This window comes from Aeromonas sp. s8 (genome assembly GCF_040907785.1).
GTDB lineage: Bacteria > Pseudomonadota > Gammaproteobacteria > Enterobacterales > Aeromonadaceae > Aeromonas > Aeromonas veronii.
The window spans coordinates 211,873-237,875 of record NZ_JBFOCL010000057.1 but is presented as its reverse complement, the minus strand read 5'-3'; the positions used below and the strand labels follow the sequence as shown (position 1 = coordinate 237,875).

Sequence of the window (26,003 nt, the reverse complement as noted above, 5' to 3'; positions counted from 1 at the left end):
AGCCAGCCCAGCTGCGCTATTAGACCAAAAGTGCATCGAGCTGGGCAAACTGCTCGAATACCCAGTCTGGATGGGAGTCGGCGATGGGGCGGCCATAGTTGTAGCCGTAGGTAAGACCCACCACCTTCATGCCAGCCGCCTTGGCCGCCAGCACGTCATTTTCTGAGTCGCCCACCATCAGGGTGCGAGCCGGGCTCACCCCCAACTCCTGGCAGGCGTGCAGCAAGGGCTCCGGGCTCGGCTTCTTGACCGGCACGCAGTTGCCGCCAAGCCAGAGTTCGAAACAATCGCTGATGCCGAGGGCATCGAGGATGGGGGCCACGAAATCGCTAGGCTTGTTGGTGACGATCGCCTGCTTGTAGCCCAGGGTTTGCAAGCGACGCAGACTCTGGGCAACTCCGTCATACATAGCCAGCCCTTGCAGCAGGCAGGCGTTGTAGTGCTGGAAAAAAATCGGTCTGGCCTTGGCAAACAGCTCGGGATCGGCCTCGCGATAGGCGAGCGCCCGCTGGATCAGCTTGTCAGCCCCGTTGCCGACCCAGGTACGGATCACCGCTTCATCGGCCTGAACCAGACCGAGGTCTGCCAGAGTCAGATTGACTGCCAGCGCCAACTGGGCGGCGCTGTCAATCAGGGTGCCGTCCAGATCGAACAGCACCAAATCAAATGCGCGCTCAGCGTGTGACATGAGCCAGCTCCGCACGCATCTTATCGATCACCGCCTTGTAGTCAGGCTGGCTGAAAATGGCAGAGCCGGCGACAAACATGTCGGCGCCCGCTTCGGCGATCTCGCGGATGTTGTCGACCTTCACCCCGCCATCGATCTCGAGGCGGATATCGCGGCCGCTCTCGTCGATCAGACGACGCACCTGACGCAGCTTGTCGAGGGTGCCGGGGATAAAGCTCTGGCCACCGAAGCCCGGGTTGACCGACATCAGCAGGATCACATCCAGCTTGTCCATCACATATTCGAGGCAGGAGAGCGAGGTAGCAGGATTGAGCACCAGACCCGCCTGGCAGCCCATCTCCTTGATGAGGCCCAAAGAGCGATCAACGTGATCAGAGGCTTCCGGATGGAAGGTGATGAGGGAAGCACCGGCCTTGGCAAAATCAGGAATGATGCGATCCACCGGCTTGACCATCAGGTGCACGTCGATGGGGGCCTCGATACCGTAGTCACGCAGCGCCTGACAGACCATGGGGCCAATGGTCAGGTTGGGAACATAGTGGTTGTCCATCACGTCGAAGTGAACCACGTCGGCACCGGCAGCCAGTACCTTGGCTACATCGTCACCCAGACGGGCAAAATCGGCAGAGAGGATCGAGGGGGCAATCAGAAAGTCTTTCATCAGCATCATCCATTGGCAGCCAGGGAGAAAAAGCGGCGCAATTTTAACGTAAAAGGCGGGCGAAAACGACTCGAATGCGGGGTAAATGGGGCAATCACCTCCCCTCCCCCAGCAACCCGGGTTTTGGGGCATCGGCACGGGCGCGGACTTGCCCATAAAAAACGGCGCCCCTGGGCGCCGCATGGTCTGTTACGTCAGCGGCAGCAGTTCACTGTCGCTGGGATAGTAGCCCTGCTCCGGCTCGATACCGGGGGGATAGAGCGCCAGCAACTCGGCGACCTTGTTGCGGGTGCCGCCGTTGCGACTGATGGTACGCTTGACCAGGATCTCGTCGAGGCGAGCACCGCGATAAAGCTCACGAGTCAGCTCGATATCGTGGTTGCTGATCAGCACCGGCACCCCTTTGTGAGCGGCTGTGTGGCGGGCCAGTCGCGCCAGAATCGCCTGATCATCCAGGGTAAACCCGCCGGAGGCATAGGTGGTGAAGCTCGCCGTAGTGGAGAGCGGCGCATAGGGTGGATCACAGTAGATAACCCAATCCTCTTCGGCACGCTTGATGGCGTCGGCGTAGCTCTCGCAGATAAAGGTCGCCTTCTGCGCCTTTTCGGCAAAGGCCCACAGCTCTTTTTCCGGGAAATAGGGTTTCTTGTAGGAACCGAACGGCACGTTGAAGCCGCCCTTCTTGTTGTAACGGCACAGTCCGTTGAAACCGTGACGGTTGAGAAACAGGAACAAGAGTGCCCGCTCGAAGGTGGTCTCGGTCTGATTGAACTGGGTACGCAGCCGGTAATAGGCCGCCTTGTGGTTGTGCTCTGCCACAAACAGCTTGCGCGCCTCGGCAATGAAACTGTCCGGCGTCAGCTTGAGGTGGTTGTACAGGCAGATCAGATCCGGATTGATGTCGTTGAGCACATACGCGTCGTAGTCGGTGTTGAGAAACACAGACCCGGCCCCGACGAAGGGCTCCAGCAACACACGCCCGGCCGGCAGGCGCTCGGCGATCTCTTCAACCAGGGAGTATTTTCCCCCGGCCCATTTTAAAAAAGCGCGTGTTTTTTTCATGGAAATCCGGTGTGTAAGAAGGCAAGACCCAAAAAGGGGGACGATTCTACCCCCTTATCCGGTATCAAGGCTATTGCTTCAGCTCTTTTTGTACCTGTGCAAACGACTTGGGCCAGGGCTGGCCTTTCAGCAAGGCTGGCGGAAGCTTGCGAATGGCACTCTTGGCCTGGGTCAGACCGGCATAATCCCCTTGCAGCACCACGTACCAGGGGCTGCCACGGAATTTGGTCTGATAGACCCATACCTTGCCCGCCAGACCATGCTCGGCGACAAACTGATCCACCGCCTTGGTGTTGCTCGCCCCCATCAGCTGAACGCTGTAGTGGTTGCGCGGCTTCTTGTTCAAGGTGGCGACCGGTGTCAGGGCCACTTTGGGTGCTGGCGCGGCAACCGGCTCGTTGCTGGCGGTTTTGATGGTGGCAGCAGGCGTTGCGGTTGTCGCCGGATTCAGTGCTTTGGAGGTACTGGCTGGCGCCATGGTTGCGATTGCACCACTGGGGGCTGTGCCACTCGGGTTCTTGCCGGTCAGCTCGTCCACCACGTCAGTAGGCAGAGCGCCGCTCACCTTGGGTTCGGTCATCAGCTTTTGCACGACCTCGTCAGAGATCACCACCCGACGCCCTTCGTAATTGGTTGATTCGGTGGTCACGGTTTCGCTCTCCACCGATTTGGGCAGCACTTTCGCCTCCGGCTGCCAATCTTTCACTACCCCGTTGGGATTGTTGGCTGCATCGCGGTTTTGCGCGCTTTGTGCAGCGGCATCGGTATTCGAACCGCCTGCGGTGAGGGGATCGCCTCCCGCTACCGGGATCGGCAATGCCGTGTTCTGCGCCGGATCCTGCAGTGCCGGTTTACTTTCATTGTCAAACAGCGCAGGCAGCAGGTAGCTCAGCGCCAGCAGGCCGCCAGCGACCAACGCGATAGCGGTGGCAATCTTCTTGACAGGCAACTCCGCCTGACGCTTCTTGGGCCTTCTGTCGGTCATGATATCCTCCAGTAACTGCATGATGGTGGACGGATGTCCGTTCGCCGTTTTCAGGATCTCCTCCACTTGCGGCTTGGGCAAGAGGGTCGCCGGGATCTTGAGCTCTTTGGCTTTCTCATACAAGAAGATGCGCTGCTCGGGCGGGCTCAGGGGCGGCACTTCCAGCTCAAGGGCTGGCATGGCACGCCCTTTGAGCTGCGGTCGTTGGGTACGACACCAGACGTCACTGCCCGAGACAATAATGGCCAGCTGATGGGGCGCCGCCAGGGTATCGTTATGACGGATGATCGCCCACAACTCTCCCAACATCTCGGCCGGCAACTGATCGGCCCGCTCTATCAGCAGCAACAGGGTGGCAGGCTTGCTCCCCTCCAGCATGCGAAAGAAGCTCTCTGCCAATGCATCCTGTGGATTGAACAGCGGGCGCGCCACCACCTGTGGCAGCAACAGCTGGCGCACATCCACCATCTTCATGGCAGGTGTACCAATCAGGCTCACCACCCGCACTTTTTCCGGCAACACGCCGAGCAGGGATTCGCACAGGGTACCGCGACCACAACCGGGTTTACCGGAGAGAAAAATGAAAGGGTGATTGAATTCAATCAGATGCAGCAGCCGGTCAACCAGCTGCCGCTGGGAAGGAAGTTTTAGCAGTTTATTCGTCACGACCAGACTCGATCACCGCCAGCAACTCGGCATCGGACACATCCCCCACCACCTGCGCATGGCCGATACCAACCGGCAACACCAGACGCAGCTTGCCTTCCAGCACCTTCTTGTCACGGCGCATATGGCGAATAAAGGCGGCGAAATCCATCTCGGCAGGCGCATGAATGGGCAGATTGGCGGCCAGCAGCAGGGCGCGCACACGCGCAACGTCCGCTTCACTCATATCGCCACGGGCCTGCGCAGTCCAGGCAGCCAGCATGGTGCCGGCGGACACTGCCTCACCATGCAGCCAGTTGCCATACCCCTGCTCGGCCTCAATAGCATGACCAAAGGTGTGACCCAGATTGAGCAGCGCACGGACGCCGTGCTCGGTCTCATCCTGACCGACCACATCGGCTTTGATCTCGCAGCAGCGTTTGATGGCGTAGGCCAGCGCGGCAGGTTCCAGCTGTTGCAGACGCACCATGTTCTGCTCCAGCCAGCTGAAGAAATCAGCATCCCAAATGATGCCGTACTTGATCACCTCGGCCATCCCGGCGGCAAATTCGCGGGCTGGCAAGGTACTCAGACATTCGGTATCGATAACAACTTGTTTGGGCTGATAAAAAGCCCCAATCATGTTCTTGCCGAGGGGGTGGTTGACAGCGGTTTTACCGCCGACAGAGGAGTCAACCTGGGAGAGCAGAGTGGTCGGGATCTGGATAAAAGGAATGCCACGTTGATAGCTTGCTGCCGCAAAGCCCACCACATCCCCGATCACGCCGCCCCCCAGAGCGATCAGTGTCGTATCGCGCCCATGGTTGGTTTCAAGCAGAGCAGACATGATCTGCTCAAAAGTCGCCAGGTTCTTGTATGCCTCACCGTCAGGCAGGATCAGGTGTTCAACCTGAAAACCCGACAGCAGAGCTGTTACCTGTTCAAGATAAAGCGGAGCAACGACCGTGTTGGTCACTATCATCACCCGCTTGCCCTTGATGGTCGATACCAGCGCCTCGGGGCGCTGCAACAACCCTGCAGCTATCTCGATGGGATAGCTGCGTTCACCCAGTTCGACCTTCAACCGTTCCATGGACGTCCTCTAGATTACATACCGATCAGCTTTACAATTTGATTGGCAACGATTTTTGCGCTCTGGTCATCGGTGTGCACAACAAAGTCGGCAACCTCTTCATACAGGGCATTGCGCTCTTGTGCCAGACGTTCCAGCACTTCGCGTGCAGGTTCTTCGGTCTGTAGCAGAGGGCGGCGTTTGTCTCGCTGTGTGCGCGCCAGCTGCTTTTCAATAGTGGTTTCGAGGTAGACCACGATGCCACGAGCAGACAACTTGTTGCGGGTTTCGCGACTCTTGATGGCACCGCCACCCGTCGCCAGCACGATACCCTGCTGCTCTGACAATTCGCCGATCACCTTCTCTTCGCGAATCCGGAAACCTTCTTCGCCTTCAACATCGAACACCCAGCCGATATCAGCACCACTGCGGCGCTCAATCTCATGATCTGAGTCGAAAAACTCCATATGCAGTTGTTCTGCCAGATGTCTACCTATGGTGCTCTTGCCCGCACCCATGGGACCTATCAGGAAAATATTGCGTTTCTCAGCCATGTCTTTTCGTTAGTAATTACAAACTGTACGACCCCGATGAATACTGGATCGGGGTACCTATGAACCTTATCTTGCGATGGATCAGGAGGGGGATTATCTCAATAGATATCGGGACTAGCAACCGCAGCCCTTACGCCCCAGCCTCATTGGGGCGTAAGGTTATATGTGTTTTACCTTCACATGTAAAGCATTCAGAAGGCGTCGGTGACTATCTTGGGCGTCACGAAAATCAGCAACTCCCGCTTTTTGTTCTCGCTGGTGGTCTTGCGGAACAAGGCCCCCAATCCGGGGATATCGCCCAACAAAGGCACCTTGGTTACATCGCTCTTGATGGTCTGCTGATAGATGCCGCCCAGCACCAGCGTCTCGCCATTGTTCACCAACACCTGAGTGGTGATGGACTGGGCGTTGATGGAAACCGCATCACCGGTACCGGTCGGTACCGTTTCCCCCTTGGTATCTTGGGTCACGGTCAGGTCGAGAATCACCCGATTGTCAGGGGTGATCTGCGGGGTAACCTTCAGGCTCAAGACCGCCTTCTTGAAGGTAACCGAGGTAGCACCACTGGAAGAGGACTCCACATAGGGGATCTCGGTACCCTGCTCGATCAATGCCGGTTTCTGGTTCGCCGTGGTCACGCGCGGACTGGCGATAATCTCGGCCTTGCTCTCTTTTTCCAGCGCCGACAACTCGAGATCCAGCAAGGTGCCATCAGCCAAACGGGCAACCTGGAAGGCCAAAGTACCGGCCGCATTGGTCACCGGCAGGTTGACATTCATCCGCTGCTTCTCGGAAGGTCTGGTAATCGTTGAACTACCGTCGTTATTACCGGACGAATCATTCCCTTCAATAGAGCCTGAAGTGCTGTTGCCGTGACCATCGTTTTTGGTCACTCCCCAACGCACCCCGAGCGCTTCATCAAAACCGTCATCAATGGTCACCATCCGCGCCTCGATAACCACCTGCTTGACCGGAATATCGAGGATATCGAGCATCCGTTTGATGCTGCTGATGACATCGGCAGTATCCTTGACCACCAGCACGTTGGTTCGCTCGTCCACGCTCACCGCACCACGGGGTGACAGCAACTTGGTACTTTCGGAAGAGAGCAGGGCCGCCACTTCCGAGGCCTTGGCATAGTTTATCTGCAGATATTCGGTATAGAGCGGGGCCAAATCAGCAACCTGATTGCGGCTCTCAAGTTGCTGCTTCTCGCGCGTTGCGATCTCTTCCGCCGGAGCCACCAACAGAATGTTGTTATCCAACCGCTTATCCAGACCCCGTACCTTCAAAATAATGTCGAGCGCCTGCTCCCACGGCACCCCATCCAGACGCAGGGTAATATTGCCTGCTACCGAATCTGTGGTTACCAAGTTAAGGTTGTTGAAATCAGCGATCAGCTGCAACACGGTACGGACTGGAATATCCTGAAAGTTCAATGAGATGGGCTTTCCCTGATACTGCTTGGATGCCGTGGCCGTCGTCCGCTTTTTCACCTCGATAATGAAGAGCTTGTCTGCCTGATCGTAACGGTAATCAAACTGACCATTGATCGACAGTTCAAACAGGGTATCGCTCCCCTGCCGGGAGACTTCAACCTGAGAGACCGGCGTTGCAAAATCCTGCACGTTGATCAGATTAAGCAAGCCATCCGGCACCCGAGTGCCATGAAACTTGGCCAGTACGGTCTGGCCTCGGCTGCTCACATCGACGGCGGCCGAGCTGTTATCGAGCGTGACCAGAAACTCCCCCTGGCCATCTTTACCACGACGAAAATCCACACCGGTAACCGAGTTGAAATAGGCGCCGCCCCCACTGCTCTGATAGTTGTTAAGCACCGGCTTGCTGGCAGGCTGTGTGGCTACCGGCGTAGTCACGGGCGCAACAGGCATCGACCGGGCGACGACCTGAGGATTGAGCAGTGCCGAGGGAGAGGGTGTGGCCACCATCGCAGAGGGTGCTGTCACAGGAGTAGCCGAGGTTGCGGGTGCAATCAGCGCGCTCTCACCATTGATGAGCCCGGAAGAGGCCCCCTCGCCCAATGACACCAGTAATTTGTTCCCCTGTTGCTGAACCTGATAGGGGGCCAGCTGATCGAGTGCGATCTTGATATCCAGACCTGCGCCCTTACCCTCAACCTTGATATTATCAACCCCCAGGCGCTGGATCGGCAGCGGGTTCACTTTCAGCGCCCCTACCGCACCGGGAACATGCAACAACAGCTGATTGGGTTGGTAAGAGAGACGATCGGTAAAGCCTGTGACAGGCTCACTGAAACTGAGCTCCACCAGCAATTGATCGGCAAGCAGCGGATTGACCTTGATCTCCTGCAGGGTTGCCACTGCCCACGCCTGACTGAGGGCGCTGGCGCAAAACAGCAAAGCTACTTTGGATACACTCTCTATTGTTGTTCTCATTGCTGTTCGTCCCTGATTATTGTTTTTCTTGCACATTGGCCATCGCCAACTGGGTTTCTCTTGTTACCCAGCACCCCTTCCCGTCCGGAATGGTTTCCAGCAAATCCACGGTAGTGTCTGTGATCTTGATGACCCGCCCCTGATCAAGCCCCATATACTGGTTGAGCCCGACCCGCATCGATTTGCCATCCGGGGTGCTGATCAAGGCCCACAACTGACCCGCCTTACCCAAAGAACCATGCATCGACAGACTAGCCAGCGAATAATTTTCCAGCACCTCTTTCTCACGATCCATCAGGGTCTGAGCACAATCCGGCTGGACCTTGGCAGTACTTGTACTTCCGACCGTCGCCTCAGGCTGGGGAACCATGAAGGGGCTGCGCAACTCGCGTTGCTGGTAGTGCATAGGGGCAAAAGGCTTCAGCTCGGGCAAGGGCTCGATAGGTATGGGCGGCCTTGCTTTGGTCTGGGCGACATAGCTATCCATGTCCTCCTGTCCACCACACGCCGCCAGCAAGAGGGCAGGTAACAACCAGCAGATGCGTCTCATTGTTTCGGCTCCACTGTTTTACCGTTATATTTGTAGGTCTTGGCCAGCATCGACATCGAAATCAGCTCCCCTTCATCCTTGCTCTGACCCAGAGTGAAGGAGTCAAGAATGACGATACGGGGCAAGGCGGCCATGTCAGCGGTGAACTTGCCAATTTGATGGTAAGTGCCCACGACTTCGATACGCATCGGTAGCTCTGTCGAAAACTCGTGCTTTACCTCTGGCTCCCAGTTGATCCGGTTCAATTTCAAGCCGTTGTCGGTAGCAATAAAGCTGATATCGTCCAGCAGCCCGGCGACCTCATGGGTATTGGGCAACTGCTTGAGCTGGGTATCAACCAGTTGCTCAAGCTGAACCATTTGCGCCTTGTATGCCCCCAGGTTGGCAGCCAGCATCGCCTTGCTTTCAAACTGGGCTTTCAGTTCGGTCTCTTTCCCCGCTTCCTGAGTCAAACTGGTCAGTGAGTTGGCAATCACGTAGTAGTAGATGGCGCCGCCGGTCAACACGCAGCAGAAAAAGATGAATACCCCTTTTGCCCATTTTGGCCAGCTTGCTATGTCATTGATATCCAACTCGTTGAGTTGCTGAAGGTTCATTGTTGCTCCTTGGCCACATTCCCTGCAGCCGCAGCATTGTTGGCGATCAGGAACATCATGGAAAACTGGCTCAATGACACTGGCGCAACATCAGCCGCAAAAATAGTGCTTATCTTTGCCTGACCCAACCAACCGGAACCATCAATCCGCCGCATCATGCTGGCCACCCGACCATAGGCTTCGGTCTTGCCATTAACATCAATAATATTGTTCTGCATCGAAAGTGTGTTGAGGTAAACCCCGTTGGGCACCAGTGAAGGCAGTTGATTAAAGAGGCGAACGGGCACATTGCGGCGCATCTGCAACTGCTCGATGAGCTGCATCCGATCGATCAGCTCCTTGCGACGCTCTTTGAGCAGACGGATCTCCCCCAGCTGGGCATCCAGAATAGTCATCTCCTGAACCAGCCGCTGGTTGCGCTGCTGCTGGGCGACGATCTGGCGATCAACCAGCCAGTTGGCAAAAAATCCCAGCGCGACCGTGGCCAGCACAAAAATCCCCAGCAAGGCCCCGAACTGTTTCTTTTGGCGCTGGGCTCGGGCTTCACGCCAGGGGAGAAGGTTTATATTTGACATGGTGTAAAACTCCTCAGAGCCAACCCGAATGCCGTCATATATTTAGCACCATGTACCAGTTCGGCCTCCCCTTTTGGTTTGCCAAACAGGGCGAACAGATCCGGGTGCAACACCTCGCAATTGACCTCTTCTTTTACCTGCACCAACAAACCGGGCAGTAGACTGCCTCCCCCCGTCAGCACCAGTTTTGCGATGTCGCGATAACCGGATGAACTGCAAAACAGCTGGATATTGCGCCGCACTTGCTGCAGCAGCGAGTTGATGTGGGGCATCAGCACATCCAGCTCATGGTCAACTGGCAAGGTACCTTTGGTTTTAGCCTGCTCAGCTTCATCCAACGTCATTCCATAAAAGGAGGAGAGCGCCTGGCTGTATTGATCGCCGCCGAAGTTTTGCAAGCGGGAGTAGATCACCTCCCCCTTGACCAGCGCCGCAAAGGTCATGGCACTGGCACCAATGTCGATCACTCCGATTGGCCGTTCACTCTCCAGCAATTCGGGCAGGCAGGCCACCACGGCACGGCCCAGCGCGTGGGCCCCCACATCCACCACCTTGACGGCAATACCAGCTTCGGCAAGAGCGCTGACCCGGCCGTTGACACTCTCGGTGCGGGCTGCGCTCAGCAGCACATCCTGACGATCTTCACTGTTGTTGGTGCTCAGCACCTCAAAGTCGAGGCTCACTTCATCGAGGGGGAAGGGAATGATCTGCTCGGCCTCCAGCTGCACCTGATTCTCCAGCTCCTTGTCACTGAGGCGGGCATCAATCTGGATCACCTTGGTTATCACATTGGAACCGGTCACCGCAGTGGCGGCATAGTCACTGTGAGCTGGGATCAGGCGCTTGAGGGTCTTGAGAGATTGGCTGACACGCTCGATATCCTGCAATTGATAGTCAACCAGCGTCCCTTTCGGGGTGGCAATATCGGCGACCGATTCGAGATGAAGCTTGCCGGGTCGGCCACTGAGGGTAACGGCCTTGATGGTCTGGCTGCCGAAATCAATGCCCACCAGAGGGAGGAGGGATCCCTTGTTAAAAAGCCCAAACATATACACATCCATGCGTTATTTGGTTTTATTCCTGAACAGAGTGTAGGACACCCGATCAGAGGAGTGCTTCACTCATCCTAAATGCTCTAACTATCAATGTCATAAAGTTTATGCCGAAAAGTGACCCATCTCGCTTTCTTCATGGCAAGTGGCCCTCCTTTGTTATTGCTCCCCGTAGTGCTAACCTCTCGCATCCTTTTGAGGTGGGTGGCTCGCCACAGGAAAACCTCGAATTCCCGATGGCAAAAGGGCTATACTCTGCGCCCGTTGGCTAATTTTAAGACGATTGGTAGTTCTTCCATGCTGAAATGGCTCGTTCGCCTGTTTATTGTCATGATGCTGGGTGCAGTGCTGGGTGTTGCCAGCCTCATCGGTATCTACTTCTATATCAAACCCCAACTGCCCGATGTCACCGCACTGCGTGACGTCAAGCTGGCAACCCCGATGCGGGTTTACAGCCGGGATGGGGAGTTGATCGCCCAATATGGCGAAATTCGTCGCATTCCATTGCGTCTGGACGAAATTCCGCAACCCATGATCGATGCCGTACTGGCGACCGAAGATGCACGTTTCTATGAGCACCCGGGCATTGACCCGATTGGTATCATTCGAGCCGCATCCGTCTGGGCTGTTTCCGGCCATGCCCGTCAGGGTGCCAGTACCATCACCCAGCAGGTTGCCCGTAACTTCTTCCTGAGCAATGAGAAGACCATCATCCGCAAGATCAAGGAGGTCTTCCTGGCCTGGCGGATCGAGCAGAATCTCTCAAAAGACGAGATCCTCGAACTCTACCTCAACAAGATCCCCCTCGGTTATCGCTCCTTCGGGATCGGTGCTGCGGCACAGGTTTACTTTGGTAAAGAGGTCAAGGATCTGGGACTGGACGAGATCGCCATCATTGCCGGTCTGCCGAAAGCTCCCTCCATGCTCAACCCCATCCGCTCCCCCGAGCGCGCCTTTGCGCGCCGCAACGTTGTACTGGGCAGGATGCTGGAAACTGGCAAGATAACCCAGGCTCAGTTTGACGAAGCGTCCAAGATGCCGATCAAGGCCCGTTTTCACGGCGCCGAAGTGACCCTGCACGCCCCCTATCTGGGGGAAATGGTGCGCCAGAAGATGGTCGAGCAGTTCGGTGAAGATGCCTACACCATGGGCCTGCACGTCTACACTACCGTCTCTGCCGAACGTCAGCGGGCGGCAAGACAGGCACTGCTGGATGGCGTTTTTGCCTATGACATGCGCCACGGCTATCGCGGCCCGACGGCTCAGTTATGGAAGGCTGGCGAGACAGCCTGGGATTACGAGCAGATCGTCGCTCACCTTGGCAAACAACCCACTTATGATCCGCTGATGGCGGCGGTCGTGACCAAGCTTGGTGATCGCAGCGCCACGCTGGTACTGAAGAATGGCAAGGAAGCAGAGCTCGGCTGGAACGGTATTAAATGGGCCCGCTCCTTTATTACCGACGACCGCCAGAGCTATGCCCCGAAATCGGCGCGCGATGTGCTGAAAGTCGGCGCCCAGATCTGGGTACGGGAAGAGGGCGAAGAGTTGCTGCTGGCCCAAATCCCGGACGTCAACGCCGCGCTGGTTGCCATGAACCCGAAAAATGGGGCACTGGAAGCGCTGGTCGGTGGCTTCAGCTTCGAACTCTCCAAATTCAACCGGGTCGATCAGGCGCGTCGCCAGATCGGTTCCAATATCAAGCCTTTCCTCTATGCGACCGCGCTGGAGCATGGCTATACCCTGGCGTCGCTCATCAACGATGCGCCGATCAACCAGTGGGATCCGTCAAAAGGGCCCATGTGGCAGCCCAAGAACTCCCCGGCCGTTTATGATGGCCCCACCCCGCTGCGTCTGGGACTGGCCAAGTCCAAGAACGTGATGTCGGTTCGACTGATGCGCGCCATCGGTCTGGATACCTATATCGACGGTCTGACCCGCTTTGGTTTCCCTCGCGACTTCATCTCTCCCCATGAGTCGCTGGCACTGGGGGCTGCCGAATTCACCCCCCTCGAGGTAGTGCGTGGTTACTCGGTTCTGGCCAACGGTGGCTTCCTGGTGACCCCATACTTCATCGACAAAGTGACCGACAGTCTGGAGAACACCCTCTATCAGGCCAACCCTGCTATTGCTTGCACCACCTGCGAACAGCAGGCTGCACCCGAGCAGAGCACACTGCCGGAGCCAACTGTTGATGGAGCCGCACAAGATGGCACGCAGACCCCTCTCGCGCCAACCATCGCCCCGCATACCATCAGTGCCCAGAGTGCGTTCCTGATCACCGACACCCTGAGCACAGCCATCTGGGGTGGCAACGGCTGGCGTGGTACCGGCTGGCGTGCAGCCCGCGACCTGAAACGTCACGACATCTCCGGTAAAACCGGTACCACCAACGAATCGCGGGATGCCTGGTTCTCCGGCTACACCCCGGAGATCGTTGCTACCTCATGGATCGGTTTTGACAACCACCAGCGTGGCCTTGGCCGTGCCGAGTTTGGTGGTGGCGCCGCGCAGCCTATCTGGATCGACTTCATGAAAGTCGCCCTCAAAAAACTGCCGGAGCACAAGATGCCGGTTCCCGAGGGGATCATGACGGTGAAGATTGATAGCGAAACCGGCCTGCTGGCGACCAGTGGCGGCACCGACGAATACTTCAAGGAAGGGACCGAGCCGACCCGCTACGCAGCACCGAGCTCGGATGGCAATCAGGTCTACGGCGGTGACAACCCCGATGTTGAAGGGCCTGTCTCAACCGACGATATCTTCTAAGCTGCTCTTGCGGCAGAAGCAAAACCGGCAGCCTTGGCTGCCGGTTTTTTATTGGGCCAACTGCTTGCTCATCAGCGTGGCGATCGAGGCCGCCAGCTCGTTGAAGCAGGGGCGACGCACCGAGTAGTGGCGATAGAGCAGCGAGATGGTACGCCCCGGCACAGGCTCAACCACCGGCCGATAGCTCACCCCGCCCTCATCATGATCGGCAGGTACGGCCAGCTTTGGTACCAGGGTCATGCCGCTACCGGCGGCCACCATGTTGCGCAGCGTCTCCAGACTGGTGCCCTTGAAGCGTTGATCCTCACCTATCCCGCCAGCGAAACAGAATCCCATCGCCTGATCCCGCAAACAGTGGCCATCGGCCAGCATCAGCAATTTCTTGCCCTTGAGATTGCCGAGTGGCACTTGTCTGGCCTGTGCTTCGGGGTGATGGCAAGGCACCGCCAACCACATCGGCTCATGATAGAGCTGGATTGAACCAAACCCCTCCATCCCAGGCATCTCGGCCAGAATGACGCAATCCAGCTCCCCCTCTTCCAGCCGTTTGAGCAGGGTTTGGGTCTGCTCCTCATAGAGGTAAAACTCCAGCTGGGGAAAACGCTCACGCAGGGTCTGGATAATGCGGGGCAACAGGTAGGGGCCCACGGTCGGAATAAAACCGATATGGATCTCCCCGGACATCGGCTCGGAGAAGTGCTGGCCGATGCTCTTGAGCTCACGCACCTCCTTGAGCACCCGACGCGCCTGATGGGCCATGGCATCGCCAGCCGGAGTAAACAGCACCTTGCGCGAGGTACGTTCGATCAGAATGACCCCGAGTTCATCCTCCAGCTTGCGCAGCTGGCCGCTCAGGGTGGGTTGACTGACAAAGCAGCGTTCAGCAGCTTTGCGAAAATGTTTTTCCTCATCCAGCGCCACCAGATATTCAAGATCGCGAAGATTCATACAGCAAGAGTCCTGCCTGGAAAATGGGCCATCAGCATGCACAATATCGTCCGGCGGGACAAGTCATCCGCTCGCGGTGAACCTCTCTGGCTGCCCCTCCAAAACAGAAAAGCCCGATCACCTTGCGGTAATCGGGCTGTTTGACTCGCCGAGGGATTACACCCTGAAACGGCGCACCATATCCTGCAGTTGGGTAGCCAGATGGTTCAGCTCGTTGCACGCCTGAGCCATCTGGGTGGCACCGGCGGCCACCTCTTCGGAAGCATGGCTGATATTGACTACGTTACGGTTGAGCTCTTCACTCACCGCCCCCTGCTCTTCGGTGGCCGTTGCAATCTGGATGTTCATGTGGGAGATGCTGCTGACCGAGCCACTGATCTGGGAAATAGACTCGCCCGCTTCCCGCGCGGTAGCAACCGTGCTGTTCATCAGCTCCTGACTCTGTTGCATGGTACTGCCCGCCTGTTCGGCACGCTGCTGCAACTCGGCAATGATGGTATTGATCTGGGAGGTAGAGTCCTGAGTGCGCTTGGCCAGAGTACGCACCTCATCGGCCACCACCGCAAACCCCCGTCCCTGCTCACCGGCACGGGCCGCTTCAATCGCCGCGTTCAATGCCAGCAGGTTGGTCTGTTCGGCAATGCCGCGGATCACCTCCAGCACCATGCCGATATTGCGACTGTCATCGCCCAGTTGGCGGATCACCACCGCGGTACTCTCGATGGCACCGGCGACCCGTTCAATACGTTGAATGGAGTCATTCACCGTTTGCGCACCAAGTTCGGCCGTCTCACTGGCCGAGGTGGCGGCACTGGCCGCATCGCTGGTATTGCGAGAGACCTCCTGCACCGTGGCTTGCATCTCGTTCATCGCCGTCGCCAGCTGGTTCAGCTCATGTTGCTGAGCATGCATATTGTTGGCTGACTGCCTTGCTACGGCACTGATCTCTTCTACCGCAGAGCTCATCTGTACAACAGAACCGGATACCTCCCCAACCAGTTTGCGCAAATTTTCTTGCATCTGCGCAAAGCCTTTCGCCAGTTGTCCTAATTCATCCTGATTGAACGCATTCAGCTCCACCCGATGAGTCAAATCACCAGCCGCGACGCTACCAACAAGTTCCAGCAAGCGATTAACGGGTCGTTTGATTTGCTGACTCAAATACCATGCAATCAACACCACGAAAATGAGAGTCGCTGCGCCAGTCAAGATACTGAGGAATTTGGAGCTGGTGTATGCCTCTTCACCTTGGGCATCCATCTCCTTGCCAATACGCTCATTTATCTCACGCAAATCCATCGTTAATTTTGTTGCCTGCTCCAGCGTGGTTCTGAGATTCCCTTGCAAAATCTCTCTTGTCTTTTCACTACTCTGTTTCACCGCCTGATATAGCTGGTCATGCGCAGTAAAAAAGGCATTTCCGGCAGTCTTCAACGCGTTAAAGGTTTGCTCTTCATCAGCCGCATTAAAAGCCAATCCGCCGTAATTAGCCGCAGCCTGCTCAAAACGTGCCTTTGAATCCATCACACCTTGTTGGGTTCGTTCAATATCCGCACTGTCGTTGTAGCCCATCGCGATCACCATAGATAATTGGAAACGCCGAGCATCAAGCAGTGCGAGCTCCATCTGACTTGCATAGCGAACAGAAGGGATAAGGTTATCAGCCAATACTGTGTTTTGTTGGTTGAGATACGACAGTCGTGAGATGCCGTACCCAGCGAGCAAACATACGCAAAGTGCCAACACTGCAAAGCCAGCACTGAGCTTTTGGCCTATGGACATATTCTGGAGCATAGATTCATCCTTAACTGCGTGTCATCGTTTAATGTCGGTTTTGATAGGAGCTATGTGTTCATGTTTTTGTAATTGAGCATAGCCGTAGAGCTGTGCTTTTGTAGTTTGCATAAGCACCATATATCGCTATCGACACGCAGAGAGGGCCACTTTAACAACCGCAGACTATTAACGGTTTACTCTATTGCACGCCACAGTCGTGGGATCAGCAACTCCGGCTCCCCCAGATACTGGTTGACCTCTATCCTTTCGAGTTTTCCCCCTCGTTCTATACCCAAAGTAGGATAACCCTGACCGACCAGCCGTTTCATCCAGCCCTGGCTATCTGCCAGATGTTGCAGCAAGGGGGCCTGCAGATAAGCTTGCTGGAATGCCTCGGCTGCAATCCCCTGCTCTGCCGCCAGCATGGCTAGAAACGCTGGCTCACCAATCCAGATCCCGTCCCGATAGTGGGATTGCTGGATCCGGTGCAACATGACCAGCCCATCGCCCCCCAACGCAGTGACGGCCAAAACCGCACGGATCGGCGGCTCGGAGTCCAGCAGACAGCCTTCGCGCAGCAGCAGTTCGTTAAAGTAGCGTTCGCCAAAATGCTGGCCGGTCAGCGCTTCGATCCGCTGATCATGGGGGCGCACATAATCACGCAATGCCTCGCCCATCGGCTGACGGCGACTACCCATCCAGAGACCGCCCGCATGCAGCTCGATCTTGAGTCCGGCCATGGTGGCTGCCGCCTGCAACAGGGGGGCGGCACCGTAGCACCAACCACAGAGGGGGTCATAGACATAATGGAGGGTGGTTTGTTGTTCGCTCATCTTCATTCTCGCTTCGATCTCGGATAAAAAACCGGGCCCTTAGGCCCGGTAAAAAAACACAGGGAAAGCAGGCTCAGTGGCTTACCACTTCATCTCGCCGGTATTGACCTTGGCACCGATGGCCAGACCATCGTCAATCGGCAGTGCCGGATAGGCTTTCTTCAGAGCCTCAATCAGCTCACCGGAGTTTTTCGCCTTGGCCAGCTCCTGTTCGAAACGCTCTACATAGTCACGGGTAAAGCTCACAGCAGCAGTGCCTTTGGGAGCAGTGCCCAGGAAGTGTCCCGGTACCACACGCTCGGGTTTCAGGGCCAGCAGGTTATCCAGCGCCTTGACCCAGTTACTGCGGGCCGCCTTGGTCTGGCTGTCCGCCATCCAGACATGCACCCCGTGGTAGACAGGCACACCACCAAAAGCAGTCTTGATGGAAGGAGCCCAGAGGTAGGCATTCGGGGTATTCATCTCTTTGATTTCAATCTTCTCGCCATCCAGCGTCAGGTGGCTGGCGGTCATCACTTGCGGCACGGTCAGGCTCTTCGGTGCACCCTTCCCGAGGATCGGGCTCCAGTAGCTCAGCTTGGCATCCTTGGTCTGGTTGATATGGTCAACCACATGCTGATCGGCCAGCACTTTGACATCCGGGAACGCCGCCATGACCGGCTCCAGACCGAAGTAGAAGTCGGGGTCACCGGCACTGATATAGACAGTGGTCAGCTTCTTGCCACTCTTCTTGATCATGTCGACCAGCGCCTGACCATTTTGCACATCGAATTGGGCATCGATCAGGATGGCCTCTTTGTCACCGGTCACCAGTGAGGAGGAGACCGGGAAGATCGCCTTCTCGCCAGGGTTGTAGACGGTCACGCTCAGGGGGGCGGCCAGTGCAGCGCCACTCAGCAGGGTGGTCGCCAGAGTCAGGTTGCGGATCAGGGTGTTGTTCATCATCTATTTCCTCATTAAGTATTCGGGGGTTCATTTGATGGACACAGTGTATTGGATCACTTAAGGTGCAAATACAGCATAAAAAGCGCATCACTGTTGCACATATCGAACATATAGAGAGCCATACATGGATCGACTGACCGCCTTGCGGGTCTTTGTCAGCGTAGTCGAACAAGGGAGCCTGAGCGGCGCCGGAGAGAAACTGGATATGTCGCGCGCCATGGTGTCGCGCTATCTGGCCGAGCTGGAGAGCTGGATGGGCGCCCGCCTGCTGCACCGCACCACCCGTCGTCTGAGCCTGACAGGGCCAGGAGAGGAGGCGCTGAACCGGGCCCGCGCCATGCTGGCACTCGGCGAAGAGATGGAGCAGATCGCCGTGAAGGGAGATGACGCCCCCAAGGGACAACTGCGGATCACCAGCAGCTACTCCCTGTCAGAAGCGCTGCTGGTCGGGGCTGCCAACGACTATCTGGCGCAATACCCGGGGACGGCCATCGACATTCTGCTGCTCGACAGAACCGTCAATCTGGTAGAGGAGCGGATCGATCTGGCGGTGCGCATCACCAACGACCTCGACCCCAATCTGGTGGCTCGCCGTCTCGGCACCTGCCACTCGGTAGTCTGTGCCAGCCCGGCCTATCTGGCCCGTCATCCGATGCCACACAAGGTGCAGGATTTGGCGCTGCACAACTGCCTCACCTACACCTACTTTGGCAAGAGCCTGTGGGAGTTTAATGGACCGGATGGCCCCGAGTCAGTGCCGGTCAGTGGTAACCTGAGCGCCAATATCTCCAACCTGCTGCTGGAAGCAACGTTGGAAGGCGCAGGGATCAGCCTGCAGCCACGCTACTCGGCACAACCCTATCTGGAGTGTGGGGAACTGGTGCCCCTGCTGACCGACTGGCAACCCAAGCGGCTCGGGGTCTACGGGGTGTATGCCACCCGCAAACAGATGTCACCACTGCTGCGCAGCTTCCTCGATTTTCTGCTGGCTCGCATGGCGGCGGATCCCATCTGGCAGGAGTAAGCACTCCGCACACCCAAACATAACGAAGGGGCCGCTGCGGGCCCCTTCTTCACTCTGATCCCTTGATCAGGCTTCAAATCCGAATGGTTCTGAGTGCGGCGCTTCCGGCTGCGCACTCTCGTCCAGAAAAATATCCCGATAAGCCACATAGATGGAGTAGTTGAGCGCCGGGATCACCACCAGCAGACCTACCAGCAACAGCACAGCGCCAAACAGCAACAACATGGCTGAGAGCAGCCCCCACCAGAAGAAGGGAAAAATATTGCGCCAGCAGCCGAAGAAGCTCAGCCGTACCGCCTGGATGATGCCGATATCGTGGTGGTAGATCAGCGCCGGAGCAAAGGTGACCCCCATCAGCACGGGAATGATGAGCAGCATCCCCACCAGCAATACCAGCAGCAGTTGTTGCAACTGGCTGGCTGAGACCACCATGCTCTCGGGATCCTGTGTCAGCAGCGGGAGTAGCCCCCACATGGAGAGCAGACCGAGACAGACGAGGCCCACCAGGCTGAACAGCAGCAACACCAGCAGACCGCCTAGCATCAGCGGGGTCAGCTTGTGGCGAAAACCGGCGAAGAGATCGGCAAACTGCAGCGGCTCCCCCCGATAACCCCGAGCGGCGACCGCCACCCAACCCGCGCCCCACACCATGTAGAGCAGCTGGGAGATAAGGCCACCCGCCGGCAGTTGCTCCAGCAGCATGCCCACCATAAACCAGACCAGCACCATGGCCACGCTGATCCCCATCCCCTTGTTGAAGATATCGAACCCGCTGCGAACCCAGAGCCAGCCACGACCTGTCGTATACCGGGCCGGAGTGGTGCGCAAAGGGGGTAATCCGTTCATATCGTCTCCTCGGAGTGTCGGTGGCATCAGTGCCGGAAGCCGATTCTAGAGCCAGGGCGGGGGCGACTCAATGGCGAAGCGGCCCGACCACGACATAAAACCTGACGCAGCTATGCACAAAAGGGGCGTCAGCCACGCCCCGCCTCTGGCTGCACCGACTATAACGAGGCACAATCTGTCCCCTCCTCCAGCCGCACCTGTCGTGGCCAGCGTGCCGTGGTCACCCTTTAGTGATCGACGAATGCCGGACAGGGGGTTGTCATCCCGCCATCCCGGGCGCTTTAACATCGAGTGGTATCGTCATGAGAGTTGTTTGTTGTCTGTTGTTGTTACTGGCCAGCCAGTCGGCCCTGGCCGAGGGTTTTATCAGTCGCCTGCTCAACCATCCGGTGCCGGGTGGCGTTGCGGTGATCCCTCTTGGCGCGTCACCCACAGCACCCACGGCCCGCTATCATGACAAACCCGTGCTGGTAGTGCGCGAAGACAACCAGTGGATCGCCATCGTCGGCATCTCTCTCAAAAACCCGATTGGGGCCCAGCAGCTGACCACAGGTGATGGCCGTACTCTCGGCTTCACCGTCACCCCCAAACACTACCGCGAGCAGCACATCAAGCTCAAGAACAGCCGTCAGGTCAATCCGCTCGCCGAGGATATGACTCGTATCAACCGCGAGCTGGCGGAGCAGACCCGGGCTTACCAGACCTTCAGCCCCAACCAGCCGAGCAACCTGATGTTCGACAAGCCGGTCAACGGCCCCCTCTCCAGCCCGTTTGGCCTGCGTCGCTTCTTCAATGGCGAGGAGCGCAACCCCCACTCCGGCCTCGACTTCGCTGTCGGCGCCGGCACCCCGATCAAGTCCCCCGCCGCAGGCAAGGTGATCCTGATCGGCAACTACTTCTTCAACGGCAATACCGTCTTTGTCGACCACGGTCAGGGGCTCATCAGCATGTTCTGCCACATGTCGAAGATCGATGTGAAGCTCGGCCAGAGCCTGCCGCGTGGTGGCATCGTCGGGCGAGTCGGTTCGACCGGTCGCGCCACCGGCCCCCACATGCACTGGAACGTCAGCCTCAACGACACCCGGGTCGATCCCGCCATCTTTATCGGTGCCTTCAAGCCCTGAATCGGCAGAGCCCGTTAACAAAACATCCTCTAACAAGACAGGCAGCCCATGGCTGCCTGTCTGCTATCTGCACGTCGAACCTGATTACCTATCCGGCCAGCGTGTGGGCGCCGGACTCCCGACGCATCGCCCGCCACATCACCAACACCAGCAATGAGCTGCACGTTGGCAATGCCAGCCAGACCCCAGGCACGCCCCACAGGGTCGAGAAGCCCCACAAGAAACCGCCAATCAGCACCAGCTTGCCGCCGGTGAGCAGGGAAGCGATGCGGGCCCGATTGATGGCCTGGAAGTAGGTGGCCCCCACCAGCAGCAAGCCCTCCATCGGCAGCCCCCAGAAGTAGAGCCAGATCCCGAGGCTCGCCACCGGCAGCAGGGTGGCGTTGTCGCCGGCAAACAGATAGACCGCCGCCTCCGGCCACAGATAGAGCGGGAACATGGCGCACAGGGCGATCCCCAACGTCACTCCGAGTGCCAGATTGCGGATCCGCAACACCCGCCGCCAGTGACCGGCGCCCGCGTTGAAGCTGGCGATGGGCTGGATACCCATGGCGATCCCCTCGAACACCAGATAGAAGAAGGCCTCGGTGTAACTGATCACCCCGTAGGCCGCCACATGCAGCGAAGTGCCGACCGCCAGCAACGCCTTGTTGTGCAGCGCCAGCACCACAGAGAGATAGAGGTACATCAGAAAACTGGAGATCCCGAGGCGCACCGTCTCGCCCATCAGCCGCAGATCGGGGCGCAGGGTGTCCCAGCTTATCCGCAGCTGGCTGCGCGGCGTGAAGAAGTGCCACAGGCAGGCAAGGCCCGTCACCGCCTGGGAGAGCATAGTGGCGGTCGCCACCCCGGCCAGTCCGAACGGAAACACTACCATCAGCAGATAGTCGAGCAGCACGTTGAGCAGGCCCCCGACTACCATGATGAGAGTGACAAATCTGGGGCGACCATCGTTGCGCAGCAGCGAGCTGAACGCCATCGACAGCACTGCAAAGACGCCCAACCAAGCATAAGCCTGCAGGTAGGAGAGCCCTGCAGTGAAGATCTCCCCCTCCGCCCCCATCCAGGCCAGCATGGGCTCGCCATAACGGATCCCGATAAAACTGAGCAGTGCCGAGGCAAGCAACACCATCACCAGGGCATTGCCGACGATATGGCGGGCTTTGGCCGGGTTGCCCTGCCCCAGATAGAAGGAGACCAGCGACGAGGCCCCCATGCCGATCAGAGCCCCCACCGCATAGAGCACGGCGCAGATGGGATAAGCCAGCATCAGACCGGCCATGCCATCCTGACCCAGCACATGGCCAACGAAGATGCCATCGATGGTGACATAGATGCCGGTGATCAGCATGGCCGCCACGGTCGGGGTTACGTAACGCCAGAAAAGGCGAGATAGCGGGGCTGTGCCCAGATCAACAGCTGACATATTCGACTCGGTGGAGAGAAAGCGGCCGGGATCATAGCGAAACGGCAGCACGACTTCCTGTTATTTGTGTTATGAATCATTAATATAGACTGCTTTACCCGCCTCCCTGCCCTGTTTTAGGCTAGGGCCACCTCTTCTGAACGGAAACGAGCCTCATGTTGCAACGCCTGCTCACCCTCTTGCTGCTCTCCCTTATCCTGTTGCCGCCAGCCGCGCGCGCCGACGATGCCATTGCCCAGGCCGAATCCCTGTTGCAGAGCGTGCCCAAGAGCGATACCCCGGAAAACCAGAAGCTGCGGGAGAGCTACCAGCAGGCGCTGCAATTTGCCAGAGAGGCCGAGCGTTACCGGGAGCAGAGCAAAGCCTATCAGCAGATCCTCATCGATTACCCCAAGGAGTCGGCGCGCCTCAAGGAGAGCCTGCACAACTATCAGCCCGCTGCTCGCCCGCCGCTGGCGAGCCTCAAGGAGGAGGCGCTGCGCCAGGCCATAGGCCTGAGCAGCAACCGCCAGCTCAACCTGCGCAAGGAGCGGCAGGGGGTGATGGACAGCCTCAACCAACTGGAGAGCACTGGGCAGGAGTATCACCTGCGGGTGGACGATCTGCGCAAACAGCTACAACTGACCCGCAGCCAGCTGGAGCGACTGAGCTTCAGCAGCGAATCGGATCGCCAGCAGGAGGCCCAACTGCTGCTGACCAGAATGAAGGAGCAGAGCCTCTCCGACCGGATCCAGATGCTGGAGCTGGAGCAGCTCTCGGCCCAGCAGCGCAACGATCTCGGCAAGCTGAAGCTGCAGGAGCTCAATCTGGCCATCGCCGACGAGGATGAGTGGCAAGCCAGCCTGCTGACCCAGCAGAACCAGCTGCGGCGGGAGAAGACCGAGCAGGCGCTGGAGGAGAGCGAGCGGCTGCGCAAACAGCTCACCACCGACATGCCGCTGCTGCTGGAGCAGCAACAGCAGAATCAGGCGCTCTCCATCCAGCTCGGCACACTGGAAGATCAGATTGAGCGGGTGCAGGACGAGCAGCGCAGCGTCGACAAGAATCTGTTTGAACTGAATGAGTTGGTCAACTCGGTACGCGAACAGCTGGAGTGGCTGCAGATCAGTAATGCCTACGGCGAGAACCTGCGCAGCAAACTCTCCGATCTGCCTCCCCAGTTCCCCCTCGACAAGCTGGAGTCCGCCATCGTCAGCGCCCGCATGGCCAAGTACCAGTATGAGAGCGAGCAGGATGGGCTCAAGGATACCCGCCAGCTGCGCGACAAGCTGATGGCCGAAGAGGAGGTGACGCTCGATCGGCCGCAACAAGCGGTGCTCGACAACCTGCTCAAGGCCCGGCGCCAACTGCTGACCCGGCTCAACGACGCCTCAGACACCCTCATTCAGGAGCAGACCCGTCTCAAGCTGCTCTACAGCCGCCAGAACAGCAAGATCGACGAGATCCGCGAAATAAGCGCCAGCCACCTGTTCTGGATGCCCGATGTGCGCCCCTTTACCCCACAGGTCATGCTCGGCATTCCTGCCGCGCTGACCCTGGCCTTCAACCCGGACAACTGGCTGCAACTGCCCTACGCCATCGCCGAGAACAGCCCGCTGAGCCTCACTCTGGCCGGTATTGGTCTGCTGGTGCTGGCCTGGAGCTGGTTCAAGCTGGCCCGTCATCTGAGCCTCTATTGCGACCATATTGCGCCGCGGATCGGCAAGGTGACCCAGGACAAATTCAGCCTCACCAGCCGCTTGCTGCTGCGCTCCCTGCTTGCCGCCCTCCCCTTGCCCGCCATGGTGCTGATGGTACGCGGCCTGCTCGAAGGGGCCTGGCAATACCCGTTTGCGGTTGCGGTGGCGCGCGGCCTTGGCGAGATCTGGTTTCTGCTGCTGGCGCTGGTGATGGCCCGCCATCTGACACTGGAGAGGGGGATTTTGATCCACCACTTCCGCTGGCCCCGGGAACAGGTGCAAAAGGTATGGGGGCAGTTTCGCACCCTGCTGCTGGTGCTGATCCCGAGTTTCTTCGTGCAGGGGATGGCCAACAGCTATCAGGAGCACGCTTTCTACGACTCCCTCGGCCGGATGGCCTTCATGATCGGTGCACTCTGGCTGCTGCTCTTCTTTGCCCGTCTCAACCGGGAGCGGCTGCCGCTCACCTGGGGCCAGACCGACATGACCAAGCCCCATCTGCTGCACCACTTCATCTGGAACAGCCTGATGCTGGCGCCGCTGCTGGCGGTGATCGGCGCCCTGTTTGGCTACTTCTATACCTCGCGCACCCTGCTGCGCCAGCTGGAGCTTAGCCTGCTGATGGGGCTGGGTTGCCTGCTGGTCTACTATCTGGCCAGACGCTGGATGCTGATCCAGCGCCGCCGCCTCGCCTTCGAGCGTGCCAAGAGCAAGCGGGCCGAGATCCTGGCCCAGCGCGGCCGGGAAGAGGGGCATGACGAGCTCAGCTCCGAGAGCCCGGACGTGGTGGAAGAGACTGAGCTGGATCTCGATACCATCAGCGCACAGTCGCTGGGGTTGGTGCGCACCCTGCTGATGCTGGGCTTCACCATGCTGGTGGTGGTGCAATGGTCGGATCTCAACTCAGCCTTCAGCTTCCTCAGCAATATCGAGGTGTGGCAGGTGAGCAGCAAGATTGGCGGCATCGAGCAGCTCTCGGCCATCACCTTGCAGGATCTGATGCTGACCGCCTTCGTCTTCATTCTGACCGTGGTGACAGCCCGCAACCTGCCGGGGCTGATGGAGCTGACCCTGTTGCAGCACCTCAGCCTCTCCCCGGGTACCGGCTTTGCTCTCACCACCACCAGCAAGTATCTGGTGATCCTGATCGGCGCCCTCACCGGCTTCTCCATGCTCGGCATCGACTGGTCGAAGACCCAGTGGCTGGTCGCCGCCCTCTCGGTGGGGCTGGGTTTCGGTCTGCAGGAAATCTTCGCCAACTTTGTCTCCGGCCTCATCATCCTGTTTGAGAAGCCAATCCGGCTCGGTGACACCGTCACCATCCGCGATCTCACCGGCACCGTCACCAAGATCAAGACCCGGGCCACCACCATAGTGGATTGGGATCGCAAGGAGATCATCGTGCCCAACAAGGCCTTCATCACCGAACAGTTCATCAACTGGTCGCTCTCCGATGCCATCACCCGGGTCAAACTGCGGATCCGGATCGGCCTGACCCGGGATCCGAAACTGGTGCAGCGCATTCTGGAAGAGTCCATCCAGGCATCGACCCTGGTATTGGAAACGCCGACGCCAGAGGTCTTCCTGATCGAATTCACCGACTCGGCACTGATCTACGAGATCCGCCTCTACGTCAACAACATGGATCACCGGATGCCCATCACTCACGAGGTTCACTCGCTGGTGCTGGAGAAAATGCAGCAGCAGGGACTTACCCTGCCCCATCAACAGATCGACATTCACCTGAGCCGCGGCTGATCCGCAGGTGAAAGGAGC

The 26,003-nt window shown here is 58.1% G+C and carries 21 protein-coding genes; 4 read left to right on the top strand and 17 right to left on the bottom strand.

The window, feature by feature from the left end:
- Positions 1–19: 19 nt before the first annotated feature.
- The 11 genes from AB5Y86_RS20460 to tapM form a co-directional block, all read right to left on the bottom strand.
- The gene (locus AB5Y86_RS20460; protein ID WP_368193924.1) at positions 20–688 is read right to left on the bottom strand and encodes a phosphoglycolate phosphatase; all 669 of its coding nucleotides are present in this window, start codon (positions 686–688) and stop codon (positions 20–22) included.
- A complete protein-coding gene (gene rpe, locus AB5Y86_RS20455; RefSeq protein WP_005335006.1) occupies positions 675–1,349 on the bottom strand; it encodes a ribulose-phosphate 3-epimerase in 675 nt (224 codons plus the stop codon). Before rpe ends, AB5Y86_RS20460 begins: the two co-directional genes overlap by 14 nt.
- Before the next feature lie 189 nt (positions 1,350–1,538).
- Positions 1,539–2,411: a Dam family site-specific DNA-(adenine-N6)-methyltransferase gene (locus AB5Y86_RS20450; RefSeq protein ID WP_005335008.1), complete on the bottom strand. Its 873-nt coding sequence runs from the start codon at positions 2,409–2,411 to the stop codon at positions 1,539–1,541.
- A 70-nt stretch (positions 2,412–2,481) separates the two neighbouring features.
- Positions 2,482–4,062 (bottom strand): SPOR domain-containing protein, encoded by a 1,581-nt coding sequence (locus tag AB5Y86_RS20445; RefSeq protein WP_368193923.1) that lies wholly within the window; start codon positions 4,060–4,062, stop codon positions 2,482–2,484.
- On the bottom strand, positions 4,052–5,134 hold the full coding sequence (gene aroB / locus AB5Y86_RS20440) for a 3-dehydroquinate synthase (RefSeq protein ID WP_005362254.1): 1,083 nt from the start codon (positions 5,132–5,134) through the stop codon (positions 4,052–4,054). Before aroB ends, AB5Y86_RS20445 begins: the two co-directional genes overlap by 11 nt.
- A gap of 14 nt (positions 5,135–5,148) precedes the next feature.
- Positions 5,149–5,667, bottom strand: a complete 519-nt coding sequence (aroK, locus tag AB5Y86_RS20435; protein WP_005335014.1) for a shikimate kinase AroK — start codon at positions 5,665–5,667, stop codon at positions 5,149–5,151.
- Positions 5,668–5,858: 191 nt separating this feature from the next.
- A complete protein-coding gene (gene pilQ / locus AB5Y86_RS20430) occupies positions 5,859–8,084 on the bottom strand; it encodes a type IV pilus secretin PilQ (protein WP_368193922.1) in 2,226 nt (741 codons plus the stop codon).
- A gap of 16 nt (positions 8,085–8,100) precedes the next feature.
- Positions 8,101–8,634: a pilus assembly protein PilP gene (locus AB5Y86_RS20425; protein WP_139408084.1), complete on the bottom strand. Its 534-nt coding sequence runs from the start codon at positions 8,632–8,634 to the stop codon at positions 8,101–8,103.
- Complete coding sequence (gene tapO, locus AB5Y86_RS20420) at positions 8,631–9,230, bottom strand: PilO family type IV pilus biogenesis protein TapO (RefSeq protein WP_005353996.1); 600 nt, start codon at positions 9,228–9,230, stop codon at positions 8,631–8,633. Before tapO ends, AB5Y86_RS20425 begins: the two co-directional genes overlap by 4 nt.
- Positions 9,227–9,805 (bottom strand): PilN family type IV pilus biogenesis protein TapN, encoded by a 579-nt coding sequence (gene tapN / locus AB5Y86_RS20415; RefSeq protein ID WP_005353997.1) that lies wholly within the window; start codon positions 9,803–9,805, stop codon positions 9,227–9,229. The genes tapO and tapN overlap by 4 nt, the downstream gene beginning before the upstream one ends.
- A complete protein-coding gene (tapM, locus tag AB5Y86_RS20410; RefSeq protein WP_270905269.1) occupies positions 9,793–10,854 on the bottom strand; it encodes a PilM family type IVa pilus assembly protein TapM in 1,062 nt (353 codons plus the stop codon). The genes tapN and tapM overlap by 13 nt, the downstream gene beginning before the upstream one ends.
- 300 nt (positions 10,855–11,154) lie before the next feature.
- Between tapM and AB5Y86_RS20405 the strand changes: the two genes are divergently transcribed.
- On the top strand, positions 11,155–13,626 hold the full coding sequence (locus AB5Y86_RS20405) for a penicillin-binding protein 1A (protein ID WP_005335025.1): 2,472 nt from the start codon (positions 11,155–11,157) through the stop codon (positions 13,624–13,626).
- Between the two features lie 48 nt (positions 13,627–13,674).
- Here AB5Y86_RS20405 and oxyR read toward each other — a convergent pair whose 3' ends face one another.
- The 4 genes from oxyR to AB5Y86_RS20385 form a co-directional block, all read right to left on the bottom strand.
- Positions 13,675–14,574: a DNA-binding transcriptional regulator OxyR gene (gene oxyR, locus AB5Y86_RS20400; protein ID WP_005335027.1), complete on the bottom strand. Its 900-nt coding sequence runs from the start codon at positions 14,572–14,574 to the stop codon at positions 13,675–13,677.
- Positions 14,575–14,730: 156 nt separating this feature from the next.
- Positions 14,731–16,368, bottom strand: coding sequence for a methyl-accepting chemotaxis protein (locus tag AB5Y86_RS20395; protein WP_368193921.1), 1,638 nt, complete (start codon positions 16,366–16,368; stop codon positions 14,731–14,733).
- A 176-nt stretch (positions 16,369–16,544) separates the two neighbouring features.
- Complete coding sequence (locus AB5Y86_RS20390) at positions 16,545–17,189, bottom strand: DsbA family protein (protein WP_368193920.1); 645 nt, start codon at positions 17,187–17,189, stop codon at positions 16,545–16,547.
- 75 nt (positions 17,190–17,264) lie between these two features.
- On the bottom strand, positions 17,265–18,125 hold the full coding sequence (locus tag AB5Y86_RS20385; protein WP_368193943.1) for a Vmh family MBL fold metallo-hydrolase: 861 nt from the start codon (positions 18,123–18,125) through the stop codon (positions 17,265–17,267).
- Between the two features lie 127 nt (positions 18,126–18,252).
- Here AB5Y86_RS20385 and AB5Y86_RS20380 point away from each other — a divergent pair, with 127 nt between their 5' ends.
- The gene (locus AB5Y86_RS20380; RefSeq protein WP_368193919.1) at positions 18,253–19,152 is read left to right on the top strand and encodes a LysR family transcriptional regulator; all 900 of its coding nucleotides are present in this window, start codon (positions 18,253–18,255) and stop codon (positions 19,150–19,152) included.
- Positions 19,153–19,218: 66 nt separating this feature from the next.
- On the opposite strand, the gene AB5Y86_RS20375 is transcribed toward AB5Y86_RS20380, so the two are convergent.
- Positions 19,219–19,998: a BPSS1780 family membrane protein gene (locus tag AB5Y86_RS20375; RefSeq protein ID WP_101529519.1), complete on the bottom strand. Its 780-nt coding sequence runs from the start codon at positions 19,996–19,998 to the stop codon at positions 19,219–19,221.
- A 302-nt stretch (positions 19,999–20,300) separates the two neighbouring features.
- On the opposite strand from AB5Y86_RS20375, the gene AB5Y86_RS20370 reads away from it, so the two are divergent.
- Positions 20,301–21,122: a peptidoglycan DD-metalloendopeptidase family protein gene (locus AB5Y86_RS20370; protein ID WP_368193918.1), complete on the top strand. Its 822-nt coding sequence runs from the start codon at positions 20,301–20,303 to the stop codon at positions 21,120–21,122.
- 88 nt (positions 21,123–21,210) lie between these two features.
- Here AB5Y86_RS20370 and AB5Y86_RS20365 read toward each other — a convergent pair whose 3' ends face one another.
- Positions 21,211–22,548: an MATE family efflux transporter gene (locus tag AB5Y86_RS20365; RefSeq protein WP_368193917.1), complete on the bottom strand. Its 1,338-nt coding sequence runs from the start codon at positions 22,546–22,548 to the stop codon at positions 21,211–21,213.
- A 155-nt stretch (positions 22,549–22,703) separates the two neighbouring features.
- On the opposite strand from AB5Y86_RS20365, the gene mscM reads away from it, so the two are divergent.
- The gene (gene mscM / locus AB5Y86_RS20360) at positions 22,704–25,985 is read left to right on the top strand and encodes a miniconductance mechanosensitive channel MscM (RefSeq protein ID WP_368193916.1); all 3,282 of its coding nucleotides are present in this window, start codon (positions 22,704–22,706) and stop codon (positions 25,983–25,985) included.
- Positions 25,986–26,003: the final 18 nt, after the last annotated feature.

Excerpts from the sequence above, each read along its gene's own strand:
- pilQ (WP_368193922.1), bottom strand. The coding sequence starts at position 8,084 with ATGAGAACAACAATAGAGAGTGTATCCAAAGTAGCTTTGCTGTTTTGC.
- AB5Y86_RS20450 (WP_005335008.1), bottom strand. The coding sequence starts at position 2,411 with ATGAAAAAAACACGCGCTTTTTTAAAATGGGCCGGGGGAAAATACTCC.
- oxyR (WP_005335027.1), bottom strand. The coding sequence starts at position 14,574 with ATGAATCTTCGCGATCTTGAATATCTGGTGGCGCTGGATGAGGAAAAA.
- AB5Y86_RS20380 (WP_368193919.1), top strand. The coding sequence starts at position 18,253 with ATGGATCGACTGACCGCCTTGCGGGTCTTTGTCAGCGTAGTCGAACAA.
- aroK (WP_005335014.1), bottom strand. The coding sequence starts at position 5,667 with ATGGCTGAGAAACGCAATATTTTCCTGATAGGTCCCATGGGTGCGGGC.
- AB5Y86_RS20385 (WP_368193943.1), bottom strand. The coding sequence starts at position 18,125 with ATGAACAACACCCTGATCCGCAACCTGACTCTGGCGACCACCCTGCTG.
- rpe (WP_005335006.1), bottom strand. The coding sequence starts at position 1,349 with ATGAAAGACTTTCTGATTGCCCCCTCGATCCTCTCTGCCGATTTTGCC.
- AB5Y86_RS20395 (WP_368193921.1), bottom strand. The coding sequence starts at position 16,368 with ATGCTCCAGAATATGTCCATAGGCCAAAAGCTCAGTGCTGGCTTTGCA.
- tapN (WP_005353997.1), bottom strand. The coding sequence starts at position 9,805 with ATGTCAAATATAAACCTTCTCCCCTGGCGTGAAGCCCGAGCCCAGCGC.
- AB5Y86_RS20425 (WP_139408084.1), bottom strand. The coding sequence starts at position 8,634 with ATGAGACGCATCTGCTGGTTGTTACCTGCCCTCTTGCTGGCGGCGTGT.
- AB5Y86_RS20365 (WP_368193917.1), bottom strand. The coding sequence starts at position 22,548 with ATGTCAGCTGTTGATCTGGGCACAGCCCCGCTATCTCGCCTTTTCTGG.
- AB5Y86_RS20390 (WP_368193920.1), bottom strand. The coding sequence starts at position 17,189 with ATGAAGATGAGCGAACAACAAACCACCCTCCATTATGTCTATGACCCC.
- aroB (WP_005362254.1), bottom strand. The coding sequence starts at position 5,134 with ATGGAACGGTTGAAGGTCGAACTGGGTGAACGCAGCTATCCCATCGAG.
- AB5Y86_RS20460 (WP_368193924.1), bottom strand. The coding sequence starts at position 688 with ATGTCACACGCTGAGCGCGCATTTGATTTGGTGCTGTTCGATCTGGAC.
- mscM (WP_368193916.1), top strand. The coding sequence starts at position 22,704 with ATGTTGCAACGCCTGCTCACCCTCTTGCTGCTCTCCCTTATCCTGTTG.
- tapO (WP_005353996.1), bottom strand. The coding sequence starts at position 9,230 with ATGAACCTTCAGCAACTCAACGAGTTGGATATCAATGACATAGCAAGC.
- AB5Y86_RS20405 (WP_005335025.1), top strand. The coding sequence starts at position 11,155 with ATGCTGAAATGGCTCGTTCGCCTGTTTATTGTCATGATGCTGGGTGCA.
- AB5Y86_RS20375 (WP_101529519.1), bottom strand. The coding sequence starts at position 19,998 with ATGAACGGATTACCCCCTTTGCGCACCACTCCGGCCCGGTATACGACA.
- tapM (WP_270905269.1), bottom strand. The coding sequence starts at position 10,854 with ATGTTTGGGCTTTTTAACAAGGGATCCCTCCTCCCTCTGGTGGGCATT.
- AB5Y86_RS20370 (WP_368193918.1), top strand. The coding sequence starts at position 20,301 with ATGAGAGTTGTTTGTTGTCTGTTGTTGTTACTGGCCAGCCAGTCGGCC.